Here is a 16,604-nt window from a genome sequence, read left to right as displayed (position 1 = left end):
CCCGTTCCTCCGTCCCGCGACGGATATCGGCCGCAGCGTTGCGACTGTTAGCCTTTCCGGATGAGCAGCCACGGAACGGAGCGCCTCCTCGGGGTGGCGCTCGTGGTCGCCACGGTCCTGCTTCCCTTCGGCACCGGCAATGCGGGCCTTCTCGTCGTTCCGGTCCTGATTGCGCTCGCCTTCTTCGTGGGCCGCAGAATGTATTCCCTGAGAATGGCGCTCATCGCATTCGGGATCGGGACGCTCATCAATCTTTTCGCGACGTGGCTGCGGAGTCCCGACGCTTTTCTGTCCGAGTGGCTCGTTTCCGTCATCGCACAGTTCGCCGGGCTCATCCTGCCGTGGTGGATCGGACGGTCCCTGCGCCTGCGTGAGGAACAGCGGCTACGGCTGCGGGAGATCGTCTCAGACCAGGCCCGGCTGCGCGAGCGGGCGCGGATTGCGCAGGAGGTGCATGACACGATCGGGCACGACCTGGCGATGATCGCCCTCGGCAGCGGCGCGCTCGAGCTGGCCCCCGACGCCCCGGCCCGGGTGCGGGAGGCAGCTGCCGAGGTGCGCTCCCGGGCCGTGGCCGCGACGGACCGCCTGCACACCGTCGTCGAGCTGCTGCGTGAGGACGGGACGGCGGCCTCGAACGTGCCGGCGCACGAGAGCGTGGACGACCTGGTCGAGCGTGCCGAGCGGGCCGGCGCACCGGTGCGGTTGCGACGGGTCGGCGCGCTGCCGCCGTCCCTCGAGCGGGTGGCGTACCGGGTGGTGCAGGAGGCACTCACGAACGCGGCCCGGCACGCGCCCGGCGCGGCCGTGACGGTGACGATCGATGCCAGCGAGGACCCGGTGTCGGTCTCGGTCGTCAACGAGCCCAGCACCGCACAGCCGGTGGGCGAACCTCCGGCGCCACGCGCGGGGCAGGGACTCATCGGCCTGAGCGAGCGGGTCCGGCTCGCCGGCGGTCACCTCGACGCCGGCCCACGCGCGGCAGGTTTCGAGGTGATCGCCCACGTTCCCCGGTCCGCGTCCCAAGGGACGCCCGTTCCCGATGATGATCGGGCGACGGACCGGATCGTGGCACACGCCCGCCGCCAGGAACGGCGCCGCCAGTGGCAGACCGCGATGATCCCGCTGGCGCTCGGCTGCCTCCTGGCCGCGGCGCTCCTGGTGCTGCAGGTGCTCACCGTGCGCACCACAGGCCTCGCGCCGGAGGCGTACAGCCAGATCGAGACGGGCGACGAGCGCACGGAGATCGCCGACCTGCTCCCACCCCGAAGCATTCCGCCCGAGGGGGTACCGGTGCCGATCCCACCGGCGCCCGAGTCGAGCGAGTGCGAGTTCTACCTCGCTCGCAGCCACGCCCTCGATCTCGGCTCGGACGTCTTCCGGATCTGCTTCGACGAGGGTGTCGTCGTAGCCACCGACCGGCTCACCCCGGACGGCCCTCGATGACGGGCACCGATCCGGGTGGCACCGTGGACCGGGCGGTGCGGGTACTGATCGTCGATGACGAGGCCATGATCCGCGCGGGGATCCGGGCTGTGCTGGCCTCGGATCCCACGATCGAGGTCGTCGACGAAGCCGCCGACGGACGTGCCGCCGTCGACCTCACGCGCCGCATGCGACCGGACGTGGTCCTGATGGACATCCGGATGCCGCAGCTCGACGGGCTCGCGGCCTGTCGCGAGATCGTCGGACTCGGTCAGGGCGCCCGGGTGGTGATGCTGACCACGTTCGGCGAGGACTCCTACATCGCCGAGGCCCTCGAGGGCGGCGCGTCCGGCTTCCTGCTCAAGGCCTCCGACCCCCGCGAACTGGTGACGGCGGTGCACGCCGTCGCCGACGGCGCCGCGTACCTCTCACCGCGCGTGGCCCGACGGGTGATCGACCGGCTCCGCATCGCAGGGGCACCGGCCGCAGCCGACGACCGGGCCCGGGTGGCGGTCCTCACCGAGCGCGAGACCGACGTGCTGGCGCTGCTCGCAGCCGGTTCCTCCAACGCCCAGGTCGGTCGCGAGCTGCACCTGACGGAGGGGACCGTCAAGGGGTACGTCAGCGCGATCCTGGTGAAGCTCGGTGTGGAGAACCGGGTGCAGGCGGCGATCCTCGCCCACCGCGCGGGCCTGGTACCGCACACCTGACCCCGGCCCGAGCGGCACCGACCTGCGTGCGGATCGTGCGTAGTCGCGCCGGGGCTGCCGGGCGCATCCGGGCACACGTCGTACCCTTGATCGGTTGCCCGCCGCACGGTGGGAGTGAGGTCGGGGTTCCGACGTGAGGATGAGTGGATGAATCAGCTTCGGGTGCATGGCGGGTCGCCGTTGTCGGGCGAGATCACGGTCCGTGGGGCGAAGAACTTCGTCTCCAAGGCGATGGTCGCGGCGCTGCTCGGCGAGGAACCGAGCGAGCTGCGCAACATCCCGGACATCAGCGATGTCAACGTCGTCAGCGGCCTGCTCAAGCTGCACGGGGTGATCGTCGAGCGCGACGTCAAGGGCGGCGTGATCCGCCTCGACCCGCGCAATGTCGAGTCTGCGCACAAGGCGGACATCGACACCCACGCCGGTTCCAGCCGGATCCCGATCCTGCTCTGTGGTCCTCTCGTGCACCGCCTCGGCGAGGCGTTCATCCCCGACCTCGGCGGCTGCCGGATCGGGGACCGGCCGATCGACTACCACTTGGGCATCCTGCGCCAGTTCGGCGCCCAGGTGGACAAGCTGGACACCGGCATCCTGATCACCGCGCCGCGCGGGCTGCACGGCACCAAGGTCGAGCTGCCCTACCCGAGCGTCGGGGCCACTGAGCAGCTGCTGCTCACCGCGGTCCGGGCCCAGGGTCTGACCGAGCTTCGCAACGCCGCCATCGAGCCCGAGATCATGGACCTGATCGCCGTGCTGCAGCGGATGGGCGCCATCATCTCCGTGGACACCGACCGGACCATCCGCGTGGAGGGGGTGGACCGTCTCGGCGGGTTCACCCACACCGCGCTGCCGGACCGGATCGAGGCTGCCTCGTGGGCGTCGGCGGCACTGGCCACCCGCGGCGACGTGTACGTGCGTGGTGCCCGGCAGGCGGACATGATGACGTTCCTGAACACGTTCCGGAAGGTCGGCGGCGCGTTCGACATCGACGACGGCGGGATCCGGTTCCGACACCCCGGCACCGACCTGCACTCGATCGTCCTGGAGACGGACGTGCACCCGGGGTTCATGACCGACTGGCAGCAGCCGCTCGTCGTTGCGCTGACCCAGGCCGCCGGCCTCTCGATCGTGCACGAGACGGTCTACGAGAAGCGGTTCGGGTTCACCGACGCACTGGTCCGGATGGGCGCGACCATCCAGGTCTACCGGGAGTGCCTGGGCGGCCTGCAGTGCCGCTTCGGCCAGCGGAACTTCCAGCACTCCGCGGTGATCTCGGGTCCGACCCCGCTGAAGGCGGCCGATATCGAGGTGCCGGACCTGCGCGGCGGCTTCTCCCACCTGATCGCGGCGCTCGCCGCCGAGGGCACCTCGCGGGTGCGGGGGATCGGGCTGATCAACCGCGGCTACGAGAACTTCACCGCCAAGCTCGAGGCGCTCGGCGCCAAGGTCGAGACGGACTAGCAGCCGCCGGGACCACCGATGAACTGGCAGGTGGGTACCAGCGGTTTCCCAGGGATCTCCCAGTCGCGTCGCGCACAGTAGGTCATGAGGCACCCACGGGTGCCGCGGGGTCGCCTGGACAACGACCCCGAGAGACCGTCACCCGGGACGTGATGCCCGGGTGGCCTGCGCGGCGCGACTTTCCCCCCGTGCCCGCGCGGGGCGCCGGTTCCCCTCCCCCGGGAGCCGGTGCCCCACCCATGACATTTCTCACGAGTGAGTGGTGCGCTTCGGCGCCGAGGCCGTGATGGCATGCACTGGGCCGGTCCTGGATCCGGCGGGAGTCTGGATCCATGGACTCCAACATCATCACGATCGACGGGCTGCGGCGCAGGTACCGTCCCTCCACACCCGGCGCCCCGGCGTTCGAGGCGGTCCGGGGCGTGGACCTGCGCGTGCGACGCGGCGAACTGTTCGCCCTGCTCGGCACGAACGGCGCCGGGAAGACCTCACTGATGGAGGTCGTGGAGGGGATCGCCCCCGCCACGGACGGCCAGGTGCGCGTCCTCGGGCACGACCCGTACACCGCCCGGGCCAAGGTGCGCCCGCACATCGGGATCATGCTCCAGGAGGCGGGCTTCCCGACCGACCTCCGGGTCGCCGAGATGGCCCGCACCTGGGCCGCCACCCTCCCGGCGCCGATGCCGCCGGAGGACGTGCTCGCCGCCGTCGGCCTCGCCCACCGCGCCGGCGTCGCGGTCAAGAGCCTGTCCGGCGGTGAGCGCCGCCGGCTGGACCTGGCCCTGGCCATCATGGGCAGGCCACAGGTGCTGTTCCTGGACGAGCCCACCACCGGCCTCGACCCGGAGAGCCGACGGGACGCCTGGGAGCTCGTGCGGTCCATGCTGGCCGACGGCGTGACGGTGGTCCTGACCACGCACTACCTCGAGGAGGCCGAGGACCTCGCCGACCGGATCGCCATCATGCACGAGGGTGTCGTGGTCGCCGAGGGCACGCCCGCCGAGATCGGCGCTGACGCTCCGGCCACCATCTCCTTCACTCTCGCCACCGGCCGACCACTGCCGCCCCTGCACGGACGCGACTCGGCCAATGAGTCCGCCCGCGGCGTCCGGCACCTGATCCGCACCCAGCACCTGGAGGCGGACCTGCGCATCCTGCTCGACTGGTCGCAGGCCCAGGACGTCACCCTCGACGGCCTGGACGCACGAGCGGCATCCCTCGAGCAGGCCTTCCTGACGATCGCCGCCGGCGGTCGTCCCACCCACGATCTCTCGGAGGTCCCCGCATGAGCACCGCGACCACCGCCGCCGTCCGCCCCGCCCCCGGCACCATCGCCCGGACCCGGGCCCTGACCCGGATGGAGATCACCCTCCTCGGACGCAACAGGACCACGCTCTTCAACGCGATCGCCCTCGCCCCCCTGATGGTGCTGCTCCTGATGGGCGTCATCGGCGACCGGACCGACGGGGCCGGCGCCGGCGTCTTCGGCGGCGCCCTGCTGACCACCCTGGTCGCGTTCGGCCTGCTGTTCGTGGCCTACTACAACCTCACCACCACCGCGGTCGCACGCCGCGAGGAACTCACGCTGAAGCGGCTGACCTCCGGCACGTCCAGCCGCAGGGAGGTCCTGTTCGCGATGAGCATGCCGGCCCTCATCATCGTGATCGCCCAGGCCGTGCTCGGGCTGGCCGCCGTGGTCGCGGTCATCGACGTGCCGCCGCTGACCAACCCGATCCTCGTGGTGCTCGCGCTCGGTCTCGGCTTCGCCATGTTCGCCGGACTGGCGTACGCGAGTTCCGGCCTCACCAAGACCGTCGAGGCCGCCCAGCTCACCACGTTGCCGGTCCTGATGGTCACCATGCTCTTCAGCGGGTTGACGCTCCCGCTCTCGGTGCTCCCGGAACCGGCGCAGGTGATCGCCGAGCTGACCCCGCTCTTCCCGGTGGTCACCCTGCTGAACCTGGGCCTGACCGGCCTCACGCCCGACGGCGGCCAGGTCACCTTCGTCGGTTCGCTCGCCGAGGCGGTGGTGCCGTTGATCGTCCTGATCGCCTGGACCGCGGTCGGAGTGCTCGCCACCCGTCGGTGGATGCGCTGGGAGCCGCGCCGGTGACTCCTGCCGGCCACCCGGTTGCGACAACGCCGGTCGCGGCGACCGCCGGTAGCGTGGGGACCGTGAACCGTGCTCCCGCGACGACCGGTGCCACCGGGCTGGCCGGCTGGTCCCGGGCCAGCAACCCACAGCGGTTCGAGACCTACAACCGCTGGACCCTGTACATCATCCTCGCCTTCGAGCCGTTCCTCGCGCTCGGCCTCCTCGCCGGCGCCACCGAGTACACGGGAGCCGGCGCACTGGCCTTCGTGGTGGTCTCGATCGTGCACTGCGGCGTGGCGATCGCGACCACCCGGAGCACCCTGGAGGTCTACCTCGGCCGAGCGGCAAGTGCACGGCGGGAGGTCTGGCTCCTCGGCGCTGTCACGATCGTCGCAACCGTCGTCGCGATCGCGTGGGCGAACGGGGGGCGCAACCCCGACCCGATCGTGACCGGGAACGTGGCGGCCATCGCCCCCGTGGTGGCGATCCTCGCGCTCTCGCCGCTGCTGACCACAGGAAGGCTGATGCTGGCCACACTGGCGGTGCCCCTGACCGCGGCCATTGCCGCGCTGGTGGCCGGCGGCACGCTCGTCCAGGCAACCGTGCCGGTGATCACGACGGCGCTCATCGCCGCCGGGGCCGCGCTCTCGTTCCGGGTCTCGGTGTGGATGATCGGCGTGGTCTGGGAGCAGGAGCAGCGCCGGGCGGTCGATGCCCGGCTCGCCGTCGCCGAGGAGCGCCTGCGGTTCTCCCGCGACCTGCATGACGTGTTCGGCCGCACCCTGTCCACGGTGGCGGTCAAGAGCGAACTCGCCGCCGAACTCGCCCGCCGGGGCGACGACCGGGCGCCGGAGCAGATGCTCGAGGTGCGTCGGATCGCCCAGGACGCCCTCCGGGAGGTCCGTGCCGTCGTGGACGGCTACCGCGCCGCGGACCTGCCCACCGAGCTCGCCGGTGCCCGCGAGATCCTCCGGTCGGCCGGGGTGGAGGTGCTCGTCGCGGGGGAGGCCACGGCCCTCCCACCCCGAGCGCAGGAGGCACTCGCGTGGGTGGTCCGGGAGGCGGTCACCAACGTGGTGCGGCACGCGGACGCCAAGCGGTGCGTGATCGAGCTGCGCGCCGGCGCGGGAGCCGCCACCCTGAGTATCAGCAACGACGGTGCCCGCACCGCCGCTGCGGCCCGGGCCGGTTCCGGGCTGAACGGACTGCGGGAGCGTCTCGCGACCGTCGGTGGCACGCTCGAGGTGCACCGGGACCAGGCCCAGTTCACGCTGACGGCCGCGGTGCCGCTCGACTCCGGCACCACCGCGTCGGCCCTCACCACCCAACCGACCCCTGGAGTCACCACGTGAGCATCCGGCTGCTGCTCGCCGACGACGAGAACCTCATCCGCGACGCCCTGGCCATGATGCTGGGCATGGAGGATGACCTCGAGGTGATCGCGCAGGCTGCCTCCGGACCCGAGGCCGTGGCCGCCGGTGCCCGGTTCACCCCGGACGTCGCGGTGCTGGACCTGCAGATGCCGGGACTCGACGGCATCGAGGTGGCCCAGCGCCTCGCCGTCGACGTGCCCGGGTGCCGGTGCATCATCGTCACCAGTCATGGGCGCCCCGGCTACCTGAAGAAGGCGCTCGAGGCGGGCGTGCGCGGCTTCCTGCCGAAGACCGCGTCCGCGAAGGTGCTCGCGGACGTGATCCGGCAGGTGCACGACGGCGGCCGGTACGTCGATCCGGAACTGGCCGCCGACGCCATCGCGGCGGGTGCGAGCCCACTGACCGCCCGCGAGGCCGACGTGCTCGAGCTCGCCGCCGACGGCGCACCGGTGGAGGAGATCGCCACCCGCGCCTCGCTGTCCCCGGGCACGGTGCGCAACTACCTGTCCGCAGCCGCCACCAAGCTGGGCGTCGGGAACCGGCACGAGGCCGCCCGCCTGGCGCGCGCCCGGGGCTGGATCTAGCCCGGCGAACCGGGCTGTGGGACCTGCTCGGCCAGCCGGGCCGGCGCCTGGATCCGGTAGGAGTCGGTGAGCATCTCGGCGAGCTCGTCCCAGTCGGTGCTGGAGTCCAGGAGCATGCCGACGACGTTGGGCCCCCAGTCCGTGCGGAAGTACGGCGGCCCCATGTGCTCCAGGGCGAACACCTCCTCCGGTTCGGCGCGGAACGTGATGCGGAACAGCCCGTCCTCGCCGCCGAACACGTGCGCGATCGTCGCCCCACCGACCCGCCACCGCATGCCCACCCAGGCCGACTCCAGGTGCGCGCGGGGAAGCCCCGCCATGATCCGGTCCAGTCGGTCGAGCCACTCGGCGGGTACGTCGGGTCGGTCTGCGGTCGCCACCTGGACAGCCTGCCACCGACCGCCGACATTGGTGCCCGCCCCGGCCACGGGCCGTGGCGACCGGCCTACGGGAGCCGGGCTCCGCCGTCGGGCAGGCACCCGGCCCAGCCCCTACGATCGGTGCGTGCCCCGACCCCCTGCGCCGACGTCCTACCGGGTCGCGGTCGCCATCGCCCGTCCGTTGGTGCGTGTGCTGACGAAGCCGACCCACCGCGGCACCGAACACCTGCCCGACGGCGGGTTCATCGCCGCCGCGAACCACGTCACGAACTTCGACCCGCTGACCCTCCTGGACTTCCTCACGAAGGCCGGCTGCTACCCGAAGGTGCTCTCGAAGGCGTCCCTGTTCCGGGTGCCGCTGCTCGGGCCACTGCTGCGCTCGGTCGGGTACATCCCGGTGCACCGCGGTACCGGCTCGGCCGCCGCGTCGCTGACGGCGGCCGCCTCGGCGCTCGCCGCGGGGGAGTGCGTGTCGGTGTTCCCCGAGGGCACCCTCACCCGGGACCCGGAGCTGTGGCCGATGCGCGCGAAGACCGGGGTGGCCAGGATGGCCCTGACCACCGGCGTGCCCGTGGTGCCGATCGCGCAGTGGGGCGCGCACGAGGTGATGGCCCGGCACGCGTCGATGATCCGGCCGGTGGTGCGCCGCCCGGTGCAGGTGGTGGCCGGCCCGCCCGTCGACCTCGGCGACCTGGCCGGGCGCGCCGAGGACCCCGCGGCCGTGCGCGAGGCGACGGACCGCATCATGGCCGCGATCACCGCACTGCTGGTGACCATCCGCGACGAGACCCCGCCCACGGAGCCGTTCGTCTGGCGCCCGGACCCGCAGGCCGGTTTCGCGCAATAGCCGGCCCTAGTCGTCGACGTGCTGCACGTCCAGGACCACGCGGACCGGGTCGGTGAGCGCGAACACCCGGAACGGTGCCCCCGCGGTGTCGACGCCCAGGACCACCTGGGTCTGACCCTCGAACGTCCCGGCGACGTGAACCTCTTCGACCTCCTCACCCTCCGGCTCGAACTGACGCGGGCCGTCGTAGTAGCCGGCCTCACCCTCGTTCGGGTAGCGGGTGTTGGTGACGAAGATCTGCAGGTCGGTGTCGCCCTCGAGGTCGATCGGGTTGCCGCTGCCGTCCTCGACCGCCTGGTCGGTGTAGGCGGCCGTCCACCCGGGGGTGCCGGTGCCGATGAACTCCAGGACCACACGGTCGAAGCCGTCGTGCTCGGCGGCCCGGACGTCGGCGAGCAGCAGGTCCGGCTCACCGGCGGGCTCGCCGGTGTCCTCGCTGGCGTCGGCCGGGAACGGCGGCGGGTCGTCGATGTCGTCGTCGGTGTGCCCGGGGGCGGTCGATCCGGTCTCGCTCGGGCTCGGTTCGGTGGCGGTCTCGGTGGCCGACGGCGTCTCTTCCGCGGTCGTGGCGGTGGGGGTCGGGTCGTCGTCGCCCGGGCCCGAGGTGCATCCGCCCAGGAGCGCGAGGGCCGCGCCGGCGGCCGCCAGGGTCAACAGGTGGCGGGTTCTCGTCATCGTGGCCTCCTGGTCCGGTCCGCTTGGTCACCCAGCGTACGTGGCGGCGACCGCCAGGGCCTGCTCCAGGTCTGCGAACAGGTCGTCGGCGTGTTCGATGCCGACGGAGAGCCGGAGCAGGTCCTCGGGCACGGTGGGCGCCTCGGCGCCGAGTCGACGGCGGCGCTCAAGTGAGGACTCGACCCCGCCGAGGCTCGTGGCCGGCACCCAGAGCCGCACCGCACGAGTGAGCGCATCGGCGCCCGCGGCACCGCCGACCGGCCGCAACGTCAGGATCGAGCCGAAGCCGTTCATCTGGATAGCGGCCCGCTCGTGCTGGGGGTGCGTGGTCAGACCGGGGTAGGAGACCGCCACGACGTGCGGATGCCCGGACAGGCGCTCGGCGAGATCCGCGGCCGTGGCCTGTGAGCGTTCGACCCGCAGGGCCAGGGTGCGCAGCCCGCGCAGGGCCAGCCACGCCTCGAACGGCCCGGCGATCGCACCGCCGAGGCTGCGCCGGTCCAGCAGCGCGCCGTGCAGCGCCGGATCGTCGGTGACGACCGCGCCGAGGACCACGTCGGAGTGGCCGGAGAGGTACTTCGTGACCGAGTGCACCACGACGTCCGCACCGTGGCTCAGCGGCCGCTGGCCGAGCGGGGTGGCGAACGTGTTGTCCACGAGCACCAGGCCGCCCACGTCATGGGTGGCAGCCACCAGAGCAGGCAGGTCCGCGACCTCGAGCATCGGGTTCGTGGGGGTCTCGAGCCAGAGCACTGGCCCCACCCGTCCGGCAGCGCCGGTGGGCACGGCGGCACCGGCGCCCTCGCCGGACAGGCGACGGGCGGCGGCCCGCACGGCGGCGACCGCGGCGCCGGTGTCCTCGATGGCGACCTCGGTGACCCGCACCCCGGAGCGCGCCGTCAGGTCACGTGCGGCCACGAGCGAGGCGTGGTAGCCGTGCCGGGGGACGATCAGCTCGCCGCCCACCGGCACCAGGCTCAGGGCCGCGGTGACGGCGGCCATCCCGGATCCGAACAGCAGCCCCGGCAACTCGGCGCCCTCCAGCTTCGCGATGGCCTCCTCGAACGGCAGCCACGTCTCGGTGCCGGAGCGGGCGTAGATCAGGTCACCCGGGCCGGGCTCCCCGGTGCTGATGTAGGTGGACGAGAGCACGATCGGCGGGTTGACCGGCGCCTGCTCGGTGCGCTGCGGCCGGCCCGCCGAGACGACCACCGTCTCGGGATGCAGGCCCTCGGGGTGGTCGGTGGGCTCGGGCGGGGTGGCGGATGCGTCGGTCACGGATTCAGGGTAGAACCATCACGGCCGCTCGCCGGCTCCGGGTCCGTCGCCGTTCGGTACCCGGACCGGCTGGACCCGGACCGGCTGGACCCGGACCGGCCGGACCCGGCCCGGCCGGACCCGGCCCGGCCCGGCCACCGACCGACCCGGCGCACGCAGACCACGGCGCGCTCCGCCGTCGGGCCCTTGGTACGCCTGTACCCTCGACGATGATGAATGAGCCGAGCCCCCGCGTCCGCGTCGCCGTCGTGTTCGGCGGCCGCAGCGACGAACACGCCATCAGTTGCGCGACCGCGGCGGGCGTCCTCGCCGCGATCGATCGCGAGCGCTTCGACGTGGTCCCGATCGGGATCACCCGGGCCGGGCAGTGGGTGATCGCCGCGGACGACCCGCAGCAGTGGGCGATCACCGAGGGCGTGGTCCCGGAGGTGGGCGCCCAGGCGACCGCCGGCGTCTCGATCCCGCTCGGCGACGAGCCGCGCGACCTGGTCGTCTCGAGCGCGGGGGAGGTTCCCGTCGCGCTGAACGCCGTCGACGTGGTGCTGCCGCTGCTACACGGCCCGTTCGGTGAGGACGGCACGGTCCAGGGCCTGTTCGAGCTGGCCGGGCTGCCCTACGTGGGCTCCGGCGTGTTCGCCTCCGCGGCCGGTATGGACAAGCACTACATGAAGGTGGTGCTCGCCGCGGCCGGCCTCCCGGTGGGCCCCTACGAGGTGATCACACCCCGGCAGTGGCGGGTCGCCCGCTCCGACGCCCTCGAGCGCGTGGCCGGGCTCGGCTGGCCGGTCTTCGTGAAGCCCACCCGGGCCGGATCCAGCATCGGGATCACCCGCGTGGATGGTCCGGAGGGGCTCGAGGCCGCGATCGCCGAGGCGCAGCGGCACGACCCCAAGGTGATCGTGGAGGCCGCGATCGACGGCCGGGAACTCGAGTGCGCGGTCCTCGAGGGCCGCGGCGACGCCCCGCCCCGGACCACCCAGCCGGGGGAGATCGTGGTCACCGGAACCTCCCACGGCTTCTACGACTACCAGGCGAAGTACTTCGATGCCGACGGCGTGACGCTGGCCTGGCCCGCGGACGTGCCGGCCGCGGTCGGCGAGCAGGTCCGCGAGCTGGCCGCTGCGACGTTCGAGGCGCTCGGGTGCGAGGGGCTGGGCCGGGTGGACTTCTTCTACACGCCCGCCGGCGAGCTGATCGTCAACGAGATCAACACCATGCCCGGGTTCACCCCGTTCTCGATGTACCCGATGATGTGGCAGCGCTCCGGCGTCGAGTACCCGGACCTGATCACCGAGCTGATCGAGCTCGCGCTGGAGCGGCCGACCGGCCTGCGCTGAGGCGTCAGGGCTCCGGGTCGAACAGGTCCTCGATCGAGGTGCCGAACTCGCGGGCGAGCCGGAACGCGAGCGGCAGGCTGGGGTCGAAGCGGCCCTTCTCGATCGAGATGATCGTCTGTCGCGAGACGCCGAGGCGCTCCGCGAGCTCCGCCTGGGACCAGCCGCGTTCGGCGCGGCGTTCGGTGAGGGAGTTGCGCACGGCTCAGCGCTCCCGGCGGGCGGTCACGACGTACCGGATCGCGACGTCGCACATGGCGACCACCACGGCCCCGAGGAGCAGGAGTTGCGGGTCCGGGGACCGGCCCGAGACCGAGACCACGGCCAGCGCGATCGAGAGCAGCACGAGCAGGTCCACGAACGCCGCGGACGCGGCCTTCTCCAGCCAGGTGTTCTCGACGTTGTCCTCGGCGTTGGGATCCGGTGTCACGGTCTTCGGGCTCACGAACAGGAACCAGCCGAGCGCACCGGCCGGGCCGAGAGTGGCTGCCGCGAAGACCAGCCCGGTGACCAGCGGCGCCTCCGGGTTGAACACCGAGGCGACCGCCCCGATGAGGGCCGCGACGACGAGCGCGAAGGCGATGGTGAGGGTCCAGCGAGCGAACATGGGGTCTCCCGACGTGCGATGTGTGAAGCATGCTTGACGTCAAGTGTGCTTCACGCGAGGAGGGCGTGTCAAGCGACCTTTACAGCAGGTCCTCGGATCCGATGCAGGCGCGCGTCTGCGGGATCACCGAGACCGCACCGTTGAGCGAGATGAGCACCGAGGTCGCGTCCTCACCCGCGTACTCGACGGGCACCACGACCTCGATCGCCGGGCTCCGCCCGTAGCTGGTGAACGTCCACGAGCCCGACTCCGAGCCGGTGTCGTCCTCGGCGAGCTCGGCGACCACCCAGTCGACCGTGGTGCCGTCCGCGGCCTCGGCCGTGATGCACCGGTCGGTGGTCGGTCCCGGCGGCGTGACGCCGCACCGGAGGGTGATCGCCGGGTCTCCCCACGCGCGCGAGGCCTGCGACGTGGTGGATCGGCGGTCGGCACCGGCCAGGGTGTCGGGGAGGGCGATCAGCACGTCCGCGCAGACCGGTTCGCTCGCGCTCGGAGCCGGCTCCACCGTCGCCGGGGTGGCGCACCCTGCGAGGAGCGCGGCACCGACCAGCGCCAGGGCCGCGGTCGAGCCGGCATCGCGAGCACCGCGAGGGCCCCGACGGGTGCGGCGCGGTGCGGAACCGCTGGGTGGGCGAGGGTGCGTCGAACTCACCCCCTCACGGTAGCCGCGTTCGGGTGCCCCACCCGCACCCGGCCGGAGCACCCCGATGCGGCCCGAGCGGCGCCGCCGGGCTAACCTCGCCTTCATGCGCGTGGGTGAGTTGTCCGAGGAACAGCTGCTCGCCCGGATCGTTCCCCGGCTCCCGGCCGGCACCGACACCCTGCTCGGCCCCGGCGACGACGCGGCCGTGATCCGCGCCGCCGACGGCCGCTTCGTGGTCAGCACCGACGTGCTCGTCGAGGAGCGCCACTTCATCCGTGCCTGGAGCACCGGGGCGGACGTCGGCTGGCGGGCCGCCATGCAGAACCTCGCCGACGTGGCCGCCATGGGTGCCCGGCCAACCTCCCTCGTGGTCTCGCTGGTGCTGCCCGACGACGTCGAGGTGGACTGGGTGCTCGACCTCGCCGACGGTCTCGCGCAGGCGTGCGGCCCACACGGAGTGGGTGTCGTCGGTGGTGACCTGTCCGGCGGGCCGGCGATCATCGCGGCCGTCACCGTGCACGGCGACCTGGCCGGCCGCGCGCCGGTGCTGCGCTCGGGCGCCCGGCCCGGCGACGTCGTGGTGCACTCCGGGGTGCTCGGGCACTCCGCGGCCGGCCTCGAACTGCTCCGCGGGCAGGGTCCGGCGGCGGGCGACGGCTCGGCCGAGCACGCCGCCTTCGTGCGCGCGTACCGGCGCCCCGACCCGCCGCTCACGGACGGCCCCGCGGCGGCCGCCGCCGGGGCGAACGCCATGATGGACGTCAGCGACGGGCTCCTGAAGGACCTCGGTCGGATCGCCCGTGCCTCCGGCGTGTCCGTCGACCTCCGCACCCGCGACCTCGGCCCGGCCCTGGACGAGCTCGACGTCGTCGCTCAGGCGTGCGATGCGAGTGCGCTCGACTGGGTGCTCACCGGGGGAGAGGACCACGGCCTGGTCGCGACGTTCCCGCCCGGGGCGTCGTATCCGGCGGGATTCCGCCGAATCGGCGTGGTCGGTCCGGCCGTGGACGGTGACGACGAGGGGATCTCCGGGGCAATGCCCGACGGCGGAGCCCGGGTCACGCTCGACGGCGCGGCTGCGCCGGTGGGCGGTTCCGGCTGGGACCACTTCGGGTCGTCCTGACGCCCGTGCGCACCCGTCGCCGGGTGACTCCGCTGCTCCACCATGTGAGCAACGTCACAACGGGCTATCGTGGAGTATGCGTATCTCAGAGGTGATTCGACGCAAGGGCGCGGCCGTGGTCACGATCCGGCCGGATGCCACCGTGGCCGACCTTCTCGCGCAGCTGGACGAGCACCACATCGGAGCCCTGGTGGTCTCCGAGGACGGCGGGCGCTCCGTGTCCGGCATCGTCACCGAGCGTGACGTGGTCCGCGAGCTGCACCACCGCGGCCCCGCCGTGCTGCAGGTGCAGGTCGCCGAGGTGATGACGGTCGAGGTGCAGACCTGCCTGCCCGAGGACCACCTGGAGGACCTCGCCCGCCGGATGACCGACCTGCGGATCCGGCACCTGCCCGTCGTCGTCGACGGCGAGCTCAAGGCCATCGTCTCCATCGGTGACATCGTGAAGAACCGCATCGACGAGCTCCAGGCCGAGCGGGACCACCTGGTCGACTACGTGCGCCGCTGACCGCGGACGGTAGCCTGACCCGCGTGCGAGCGGATCACGTCGCGACTGCGCCCGCGACCGTGGCCCGGATCTACCTCGCCGGCCAGGCGGTCGCCGGTGTCCTGTGGTGGGTCGCCGTGTTCGCCTCCGACACCGTGCGGGTGTGGACGCTCGGCGCCTGGGATCCGCGTCTGCTCGTCGGGCCGGACCTGCTGCTCTTCGTCGGCTGCTCCGCGCTCGCGGCGGCCCGCGGCAGTTGGCGGGTCGCCGCCGTCACCGCGGCCTGGTCGACGATGCTCACGATCGCGCTGCTCGGCCAGGGCCTGCTCGATCGTGCCGCAGGGTGGGGCGTGCTCCTCATGCTGGCCGCGACGGTCGGGTCCGTGGCCGCTGCCGGAACCCTGCGATTCGGCCGGATCCCGACGGCCTGGTACTTCGTCGGGCCGTTCCGGTTCCGGCCGGCCCGGGCCCGGTCCCGACTGCGGCACGTGGCCGCGAGCCTGATGCAGCTGGTCGTGTTCTGGGTCGGCTTCTTCGTCGTGGTCCCACTGTTGCTCGTCGCGTTCGAGCGCCGATTGCGGGTGGACTGGTCCGCGGTGGCGGCCGACCCGTGGCCCACGGTGGGCGCGGCGCTGTTCCTCGTGGCCAGTCCGCTCGGCCTCGCCTCGTGCCTCACGATGGCGATCGCCGGCGAGGGGACACCCCTGCCGGCGCAGACCGCCCGCAGGCTGGTCGTGGCCGGTCCCTACCGATGGGTGCGCAATCCGATGGCCACCGCCGGGGTGCTCCAGTGCATCGGGGCCGGCCTCTGGTTCGGCTCGTGGACGATGATCGTCGCGGCCGTGCTGGGGGCGCTGGCGTGGCACTTCGGCATCCGAGCCGCCGAGGAGGCGGACCTGCTGGCCCGCTTCGGCGAGCCCTACGAGCGGTATCGGGCGTCGGTGCGCGTGTGGGTGCCCAGGCTGCCCGGCCGGAGCGGCGACCGGTCGCCCGGCACCGGTCAGGTCACCGGGTCGCGCCGGTAGCGGACCTCGAGGATCTCGGTCCCGGCGACCTCGAACACGCTCGTCGCGCCGTCGGGGGTGAACCCCATCCGCTCGTAGAACCGGCGGGCGTTCGCGTTCGCCTCGAGGACCCAGAGGACGATGGTCCGGTCGGCGTCGAGGGTCGCGAGCGCGGCGTCGAACAAGGCTCGGCCGACGCCGCGGGACCAGTGGTCGGGATGCACGTAGATCGCGTAGATCTCGCCCCAGCAGGGGCCGTCCGCGGGCACGTCGTCCTCGCGGTACGGGCCGGCGTTCACGAACCCCAGCACGGCGCCGTCGGTGTCGTCGGAGCCGGTCGCCACGAGCGTCGGCACCGTCCCGGACACGGCGTCGGGACCGAACCGGCGGCTCAGCTGCTGGGCGCGCACGGACACGTCAAGGGAGTCGAGGTGATCCGCCGGCACGATGCCCGCGTAGGCACGCTGCCAGGCCCGCACGTGCACCTCGGCGATCCCGGGCACGTCGGCGGCGGTGGCGAGGCGGACGGATGGCGGTGGCGAGGTCGGCACGACCGCCATGCTAGACATTCCGATATC

19 protein-coding genes are annotated in these 16,604 nt (G+C 72.8%); 12 read left to right on the top strand and 7 right to left on the bottom strand.

Annotation, left to right across the window (positions count from 1 at the left end):
• The first annotated feature begins 60 nt into the window (after positions 1–60).
• From KCQ71_RS20795 to KCQ71_RS20765, 7 genes are all read left to right on the top strand, one after another.
• A complete protein-coding gene (locus KCQ71_RS20795) occupies positions 61–1,446 on the top strand; it encodes a sensor histidine kinase (protein WP_223409610.1) in 1,386 nt (461 codons plus the stop codon).
• Complete coding sequence (locus tag KCQ71_RS20790) at positions 1,443–2,135, top strand: response regulator (RefSeq protein WP_223409607.1); 693 nt, start codon at positions 1,443–1,445, stop codon at positions 2,133–2,135. The genes KCQ71_RS20795 and KCQ71_RS20790 overlap by 4 nt, the downstream gene beginning before the upstream one ends.
• Positions 2,136–2,282: 147 nt before the next feature.
• Positions 2,283–3,596 carry a UDP-N-acetylglucosamine 1-carboxyvinyltransferase gene (gene murA / locus KCQ71_RS20785; RefSeq protein ID WP_223409603.1) on the top strand — a complete coding sequence of 438 codons (1,314 nt, stop codon included), beginning with the start codon at positions 2,283–2,285 and terminating at the stop codon, positions 3,594–3,596.
• A 332-nt stretch (positions 3,597–3,928) separates the two neighbouring features.
• Positions 3,929–4,885, top strand: coding sequence for an ABC transporter ATP-binding protein (locus KCQ71_RS20780; RefSeq protein ID WP_223409600.1), 957 nt, complete (start codon positions 3,929–3,931; stop codon positions 4,883–4,885).
• Positions 4,882–5,709, top strand: coding sequence for an ABC transporter permease (locus tag KCQ71_RS20775; protein WP_223409598.1), 828 nt, complete (start codon positions 4,882–4,884; stop codon positions 5,707–5,709). The genes KCQ71_RS20780 and KCQ71_RS20775 overlap by 4 nt, the downstream gene beginning before the upstream one ends.
• A 62-nt stretch (positions 5,710–5,771) precedes the next feature.
• Positions 5,772–7,043 carry a sensor histidine kinase gene (locus tag KCQ71_RS27760; protein WP_223409595.1) on the top strand — a complete coding sequence of 424 codons (1,272 nt, stop codon included), beginning with the start codon at positions 5,772–5,774 and terminating at the stop codon, positions 7,041–7,043.
• Positions 7,040–7,648, top strand: a complete 609-nt coding sequence (locus KCQ71_RS20765) for a response regulator transcription factor (RefSeq protein WP_223409592.1) — start codon at positions 7,040–7,042, stop codon at positions 7,646–7,648. Before KCQ71_RS27760 ends, KCQ71_RS20765 begins: the two co-directional genes overlap by 4 nt.
• Here KCQ71_RS20765 and KCQ71_RS20760 read toward each other — a convergent pair.
• On the bottom strand, positions 7,645–8,028 hold the full coding sequence (locus KCQ71_RS20760; RefSeq protein ID WP_223409588.1) for an MmcQ/YjbR family DNA-binding protein: 384 nt from the start codon (positions 8,026–8,028) through the stop codon (positions 7,645–7,647). The genes KCQ71_RS20765 and KCQ71_RS20760 overlap by 4 nt on opposite strands.
• 124 nt (positions 8,029–8,152) lie before the next feature.
• Between KCQ71_RS20760 and KCQ71_RS20755 the strand changes: the two genes are divergently transcribed.
• The gene (locus KCQ71_RS20755; protein ID WP_223409585.1) at positions 8,153–8,875 is read left to right on the top strand and encodes a lysophospholipid acyltransferase family protein; all 723 of its coding nucleotides are present in this window, start codon (positions 8,153–8,155) and stop codon (positions 8,873–8,875) included.
• Positions 8,876–8,881: 6 nt separating this feature from the next.
• On the opposite strand, the gene KCQ71_RS20750 is transcribed toward KCQ71_RS20755, so the two are convergent.
• Both KCQ71_RS20750 and KCQ71_RS20745 read right to left on the bottom strand, forming a co-directional pair.
• Positions 8,882–9,550 (bottom strand): AMIN-like domain-containing (lipo)protein, encoded by a 669-nt coding sequence (locus tag KCQ71_RS20750; RefSeq protein ID WP_223409582.1) that lies wholly within the window; start codon positions 9,548–9,550, stop codon positions 8,882–8,884.
• Between the two features lie 27 nt (positions 9,551–9,577).
• The gene (locus KCQ71_RS20745) at positions 9,578–10,828 is read right to left on the bottom strand and encodes a trans-sulfuration enzyme family protein (RefSeq protein WP_223409579.1); all 1,251 of its coding nucleotides are present in this window, start codon (positions 10,826–10,828) and stop codon (positions 9,578–9,580) included.
• 209 nt (positions 10,829–11,037) lie between these two features.
• On the opposite strand from KCQ71_RS20745, the gene KCQ71_RS20740 reads away from it, so the two are divergent.
• Positions 11,038–12,165 (top strand): D-alanine--D-alanine ligase family protein, encoded by a 1,128-nt coding sequence (locus tag KCQ71_RS20740; protein ID WP_223409576.1) that lies wholly within the window; start codon positions 11,038–11,040, stop codon positions 12,163–12,165.
• A 4-nt stretch (positions 12,166–12,169) separates the two neighbouring features.
• Here KCQ71_RS20740 and KCQ71_RS20735 read toward each other — a convergent pair whose 3' ends face one another.
• The 3 genes from KCQ71_RS20735 to KCQ71_RS20725 form a co-directional block, all read right to left on the bottom strand.
• Positions 12,170–12,364, bottom strand: coding sequence for a helix-turn-helix transcriptional regulator (locus tag KCQ71_RS20735; protein WP_223409573.1), 195 nt, complete (start codon positions 12,362–12,364; stop codon positions 12,170–12,172).
• 3 nt (positions 12,365–12,367) lie between these two features.
• Positions 12,368–12,769 (bottom strand): hypothetical protein, encoded by a 402-nt coding sequence (locus tag KCQ71_RS20730; RefSeq protein ID WP_223409570.1) that lies wholly within the window; start codon positions 12,767–12,769, stop codon positions 12,368–12,370.
• 79 nt (positions 12,770–12,848) lie between these two features.
• Positions 12,849–13,421, bottom strand: a complete 573-nt coding sequence (locus KCQ71_RS20725) for a DUF3515 family protein (protein ID WP_223409567.1) — start codon at positions 13,419–13,421, stop codon at positions 12,849–12,851.
• Positions 13,422–13,515: 94 nt separating this feature from the next.
• On the opposite strand from KCQ71_RS20725, the gene KCQ71_RS20720 reads away from it, so the two are divergent.
• The 3 genes from KCQ71_RS20720 (at position 13,516) to KCQ71_RS27755 (ending at position 16,047) form a co-directional block, all read left to right on the top strand.
• Entirely contained in the window at positions 13,516–14,535 is a 1,020-nt protein-coding gene (locus tag KCQ71_RS20720) for a thiamine-phosphate kinase (protein ID WP_223409564.1), read from the top strand.
• A 76-nt stretch (positions 14,536–14,611) separates the two neighbouring features.
• A complete protein-coding gene (locus tag KCQ71_RS20715; RefSeq protein ID WP_223409561.1) occupies positions 14,612–15,043 on the top strand; it encodes a CBS domain-containing protein in 432 nt (143 codons plus the stop codon).
• A gap of 23 nt (positions 15,044–15,066) precedes the next feature.
• On the top strand, positions 15,067–16,047 hold the full coding sequence (locus KCQ71_RS27755) for a methyltransferase family protein (protein ID WP_223409560.1): 981 nt from the start codon (positions 15,067–15,069) through the stop codon (positions 16,045–16,047).
• On the opposite strand, the gene KCQ71_RS20705 is transcribed toward KCQ71_RS27755, so the two are convergent.
• The gene (locus KCQ71_RS20705) at positions 16,023–16,595 is read right to left on the bottom strand and encodes a GNAT family N-acetyltransferase (protein ID WP_223409558.1); all 573 of its coding nucleotides are present in this window, start codon (positions 16,593–16,595) and stop codon (positions 16,023–16,025) included. The genes KCQ71_RS27755 and KCQ71_RS20705 overlap by 25 nt on opposite strands.
• Positions 16,596–16,604 lie beyond the last annotated feature (9 nt).

It is taken from the genome of Occultella gossypii (assembly GCF_019947135.1).
GTDB lineage: Bacteria > Actinomycetota > Actinomycetes > Actinomycetales > Beutenbergiaceae > Occultella > Occultella gossypii.
This window is presented reverse-complemented; position numbering and strand designations above follow the sequence as displayed.

What these genes read in the sequence shown, in the direction of transcription:
- KCQ71_RS20775 (WP_223409598.1), top strand. Translation starts at nt 4,882, where the DNA reads ATGAGCACCGCGACCACCGCCGCCGTCCGCCCCGCCCCCGGCACCATC.
- KCQ71_RS20740 (WP_223409576.1), top strand. Translation starts at nt 11,038, where the DNA reads ATGATGAATGAGCCGAGCCCCCGCGTCCGCGTCGCCGTCGTGTTCGGC.
- KCQ71_RS20720 (WP_223409564.1), top strand. Translation starts at nt 13,516, where the DNA reads ATGCGCGTGGGTGAGTTGTCCGAGGAACAGCTGCTCGCCCGGATCGTT.
- KCQ71_RS20750 (WP_223409582.1), bottom strand. Translation starts at nt 9,550, where the DNA reads ATGACGAGAACCCGCCACCTGTTGACCCTGGCGGCCGCCGGCGCGGCC.
- KCQ71_RS20795 (WP_223409610.1), top strand. Translation starts at nt 61, where the DNA reads ATGAGCAGCCACGGAACGGAGCGCCTCCTCGGGGTGGCGCTCGTGGTC.
- KCQ71_RS20715 (WP_223409561.1), top strand. Translation starts at nt 14,612, where the DNA reads ATGCGTATCTCAGAGGTGATTCGACGCAAGGGCGCGGCCGTGGTCACG.
- murA (WP_223409603.1), top strand. Translation starts at nt 2,283, where the DNA reads ATGAATCAGCTTCGGGTGCATGGCGGGTCGCCGTTGTCGGGCGAGATC.
- KCQ71_RS20790 (WP_223409607.1), top strand. Translation starts at nt 1,443, where the DNA reads ATGACGGGCACCGATCCGGGTGGCACCGTGGACCGGGCGGTGCGGGTA.
- KCQ71_RS20730 (WP_223409570.1), bottom strand. Translation starts at nt 12,769, where the DNA reads ATGTTCGCTCGCTGGACCCTCACCATCGCCTTCGCGCTCGTCGTCGCG.
- KCQ71_RS20780 (WP_223409600.1), top strand. Translation starts at nt 3,929, where the DNA reads ATGGACTCCAACATCATCACGATCGACGGGCTGCGGCGCAGGTACCGT.
- KCQ71_RS20705 (WP_223409558.1), bottom strand. Translation starts at nt 16,595, where the DNA reads ATGTCTAGCATGGCGGTCGTGCCGACCTCGCCACCGCCATCCGTCCGC.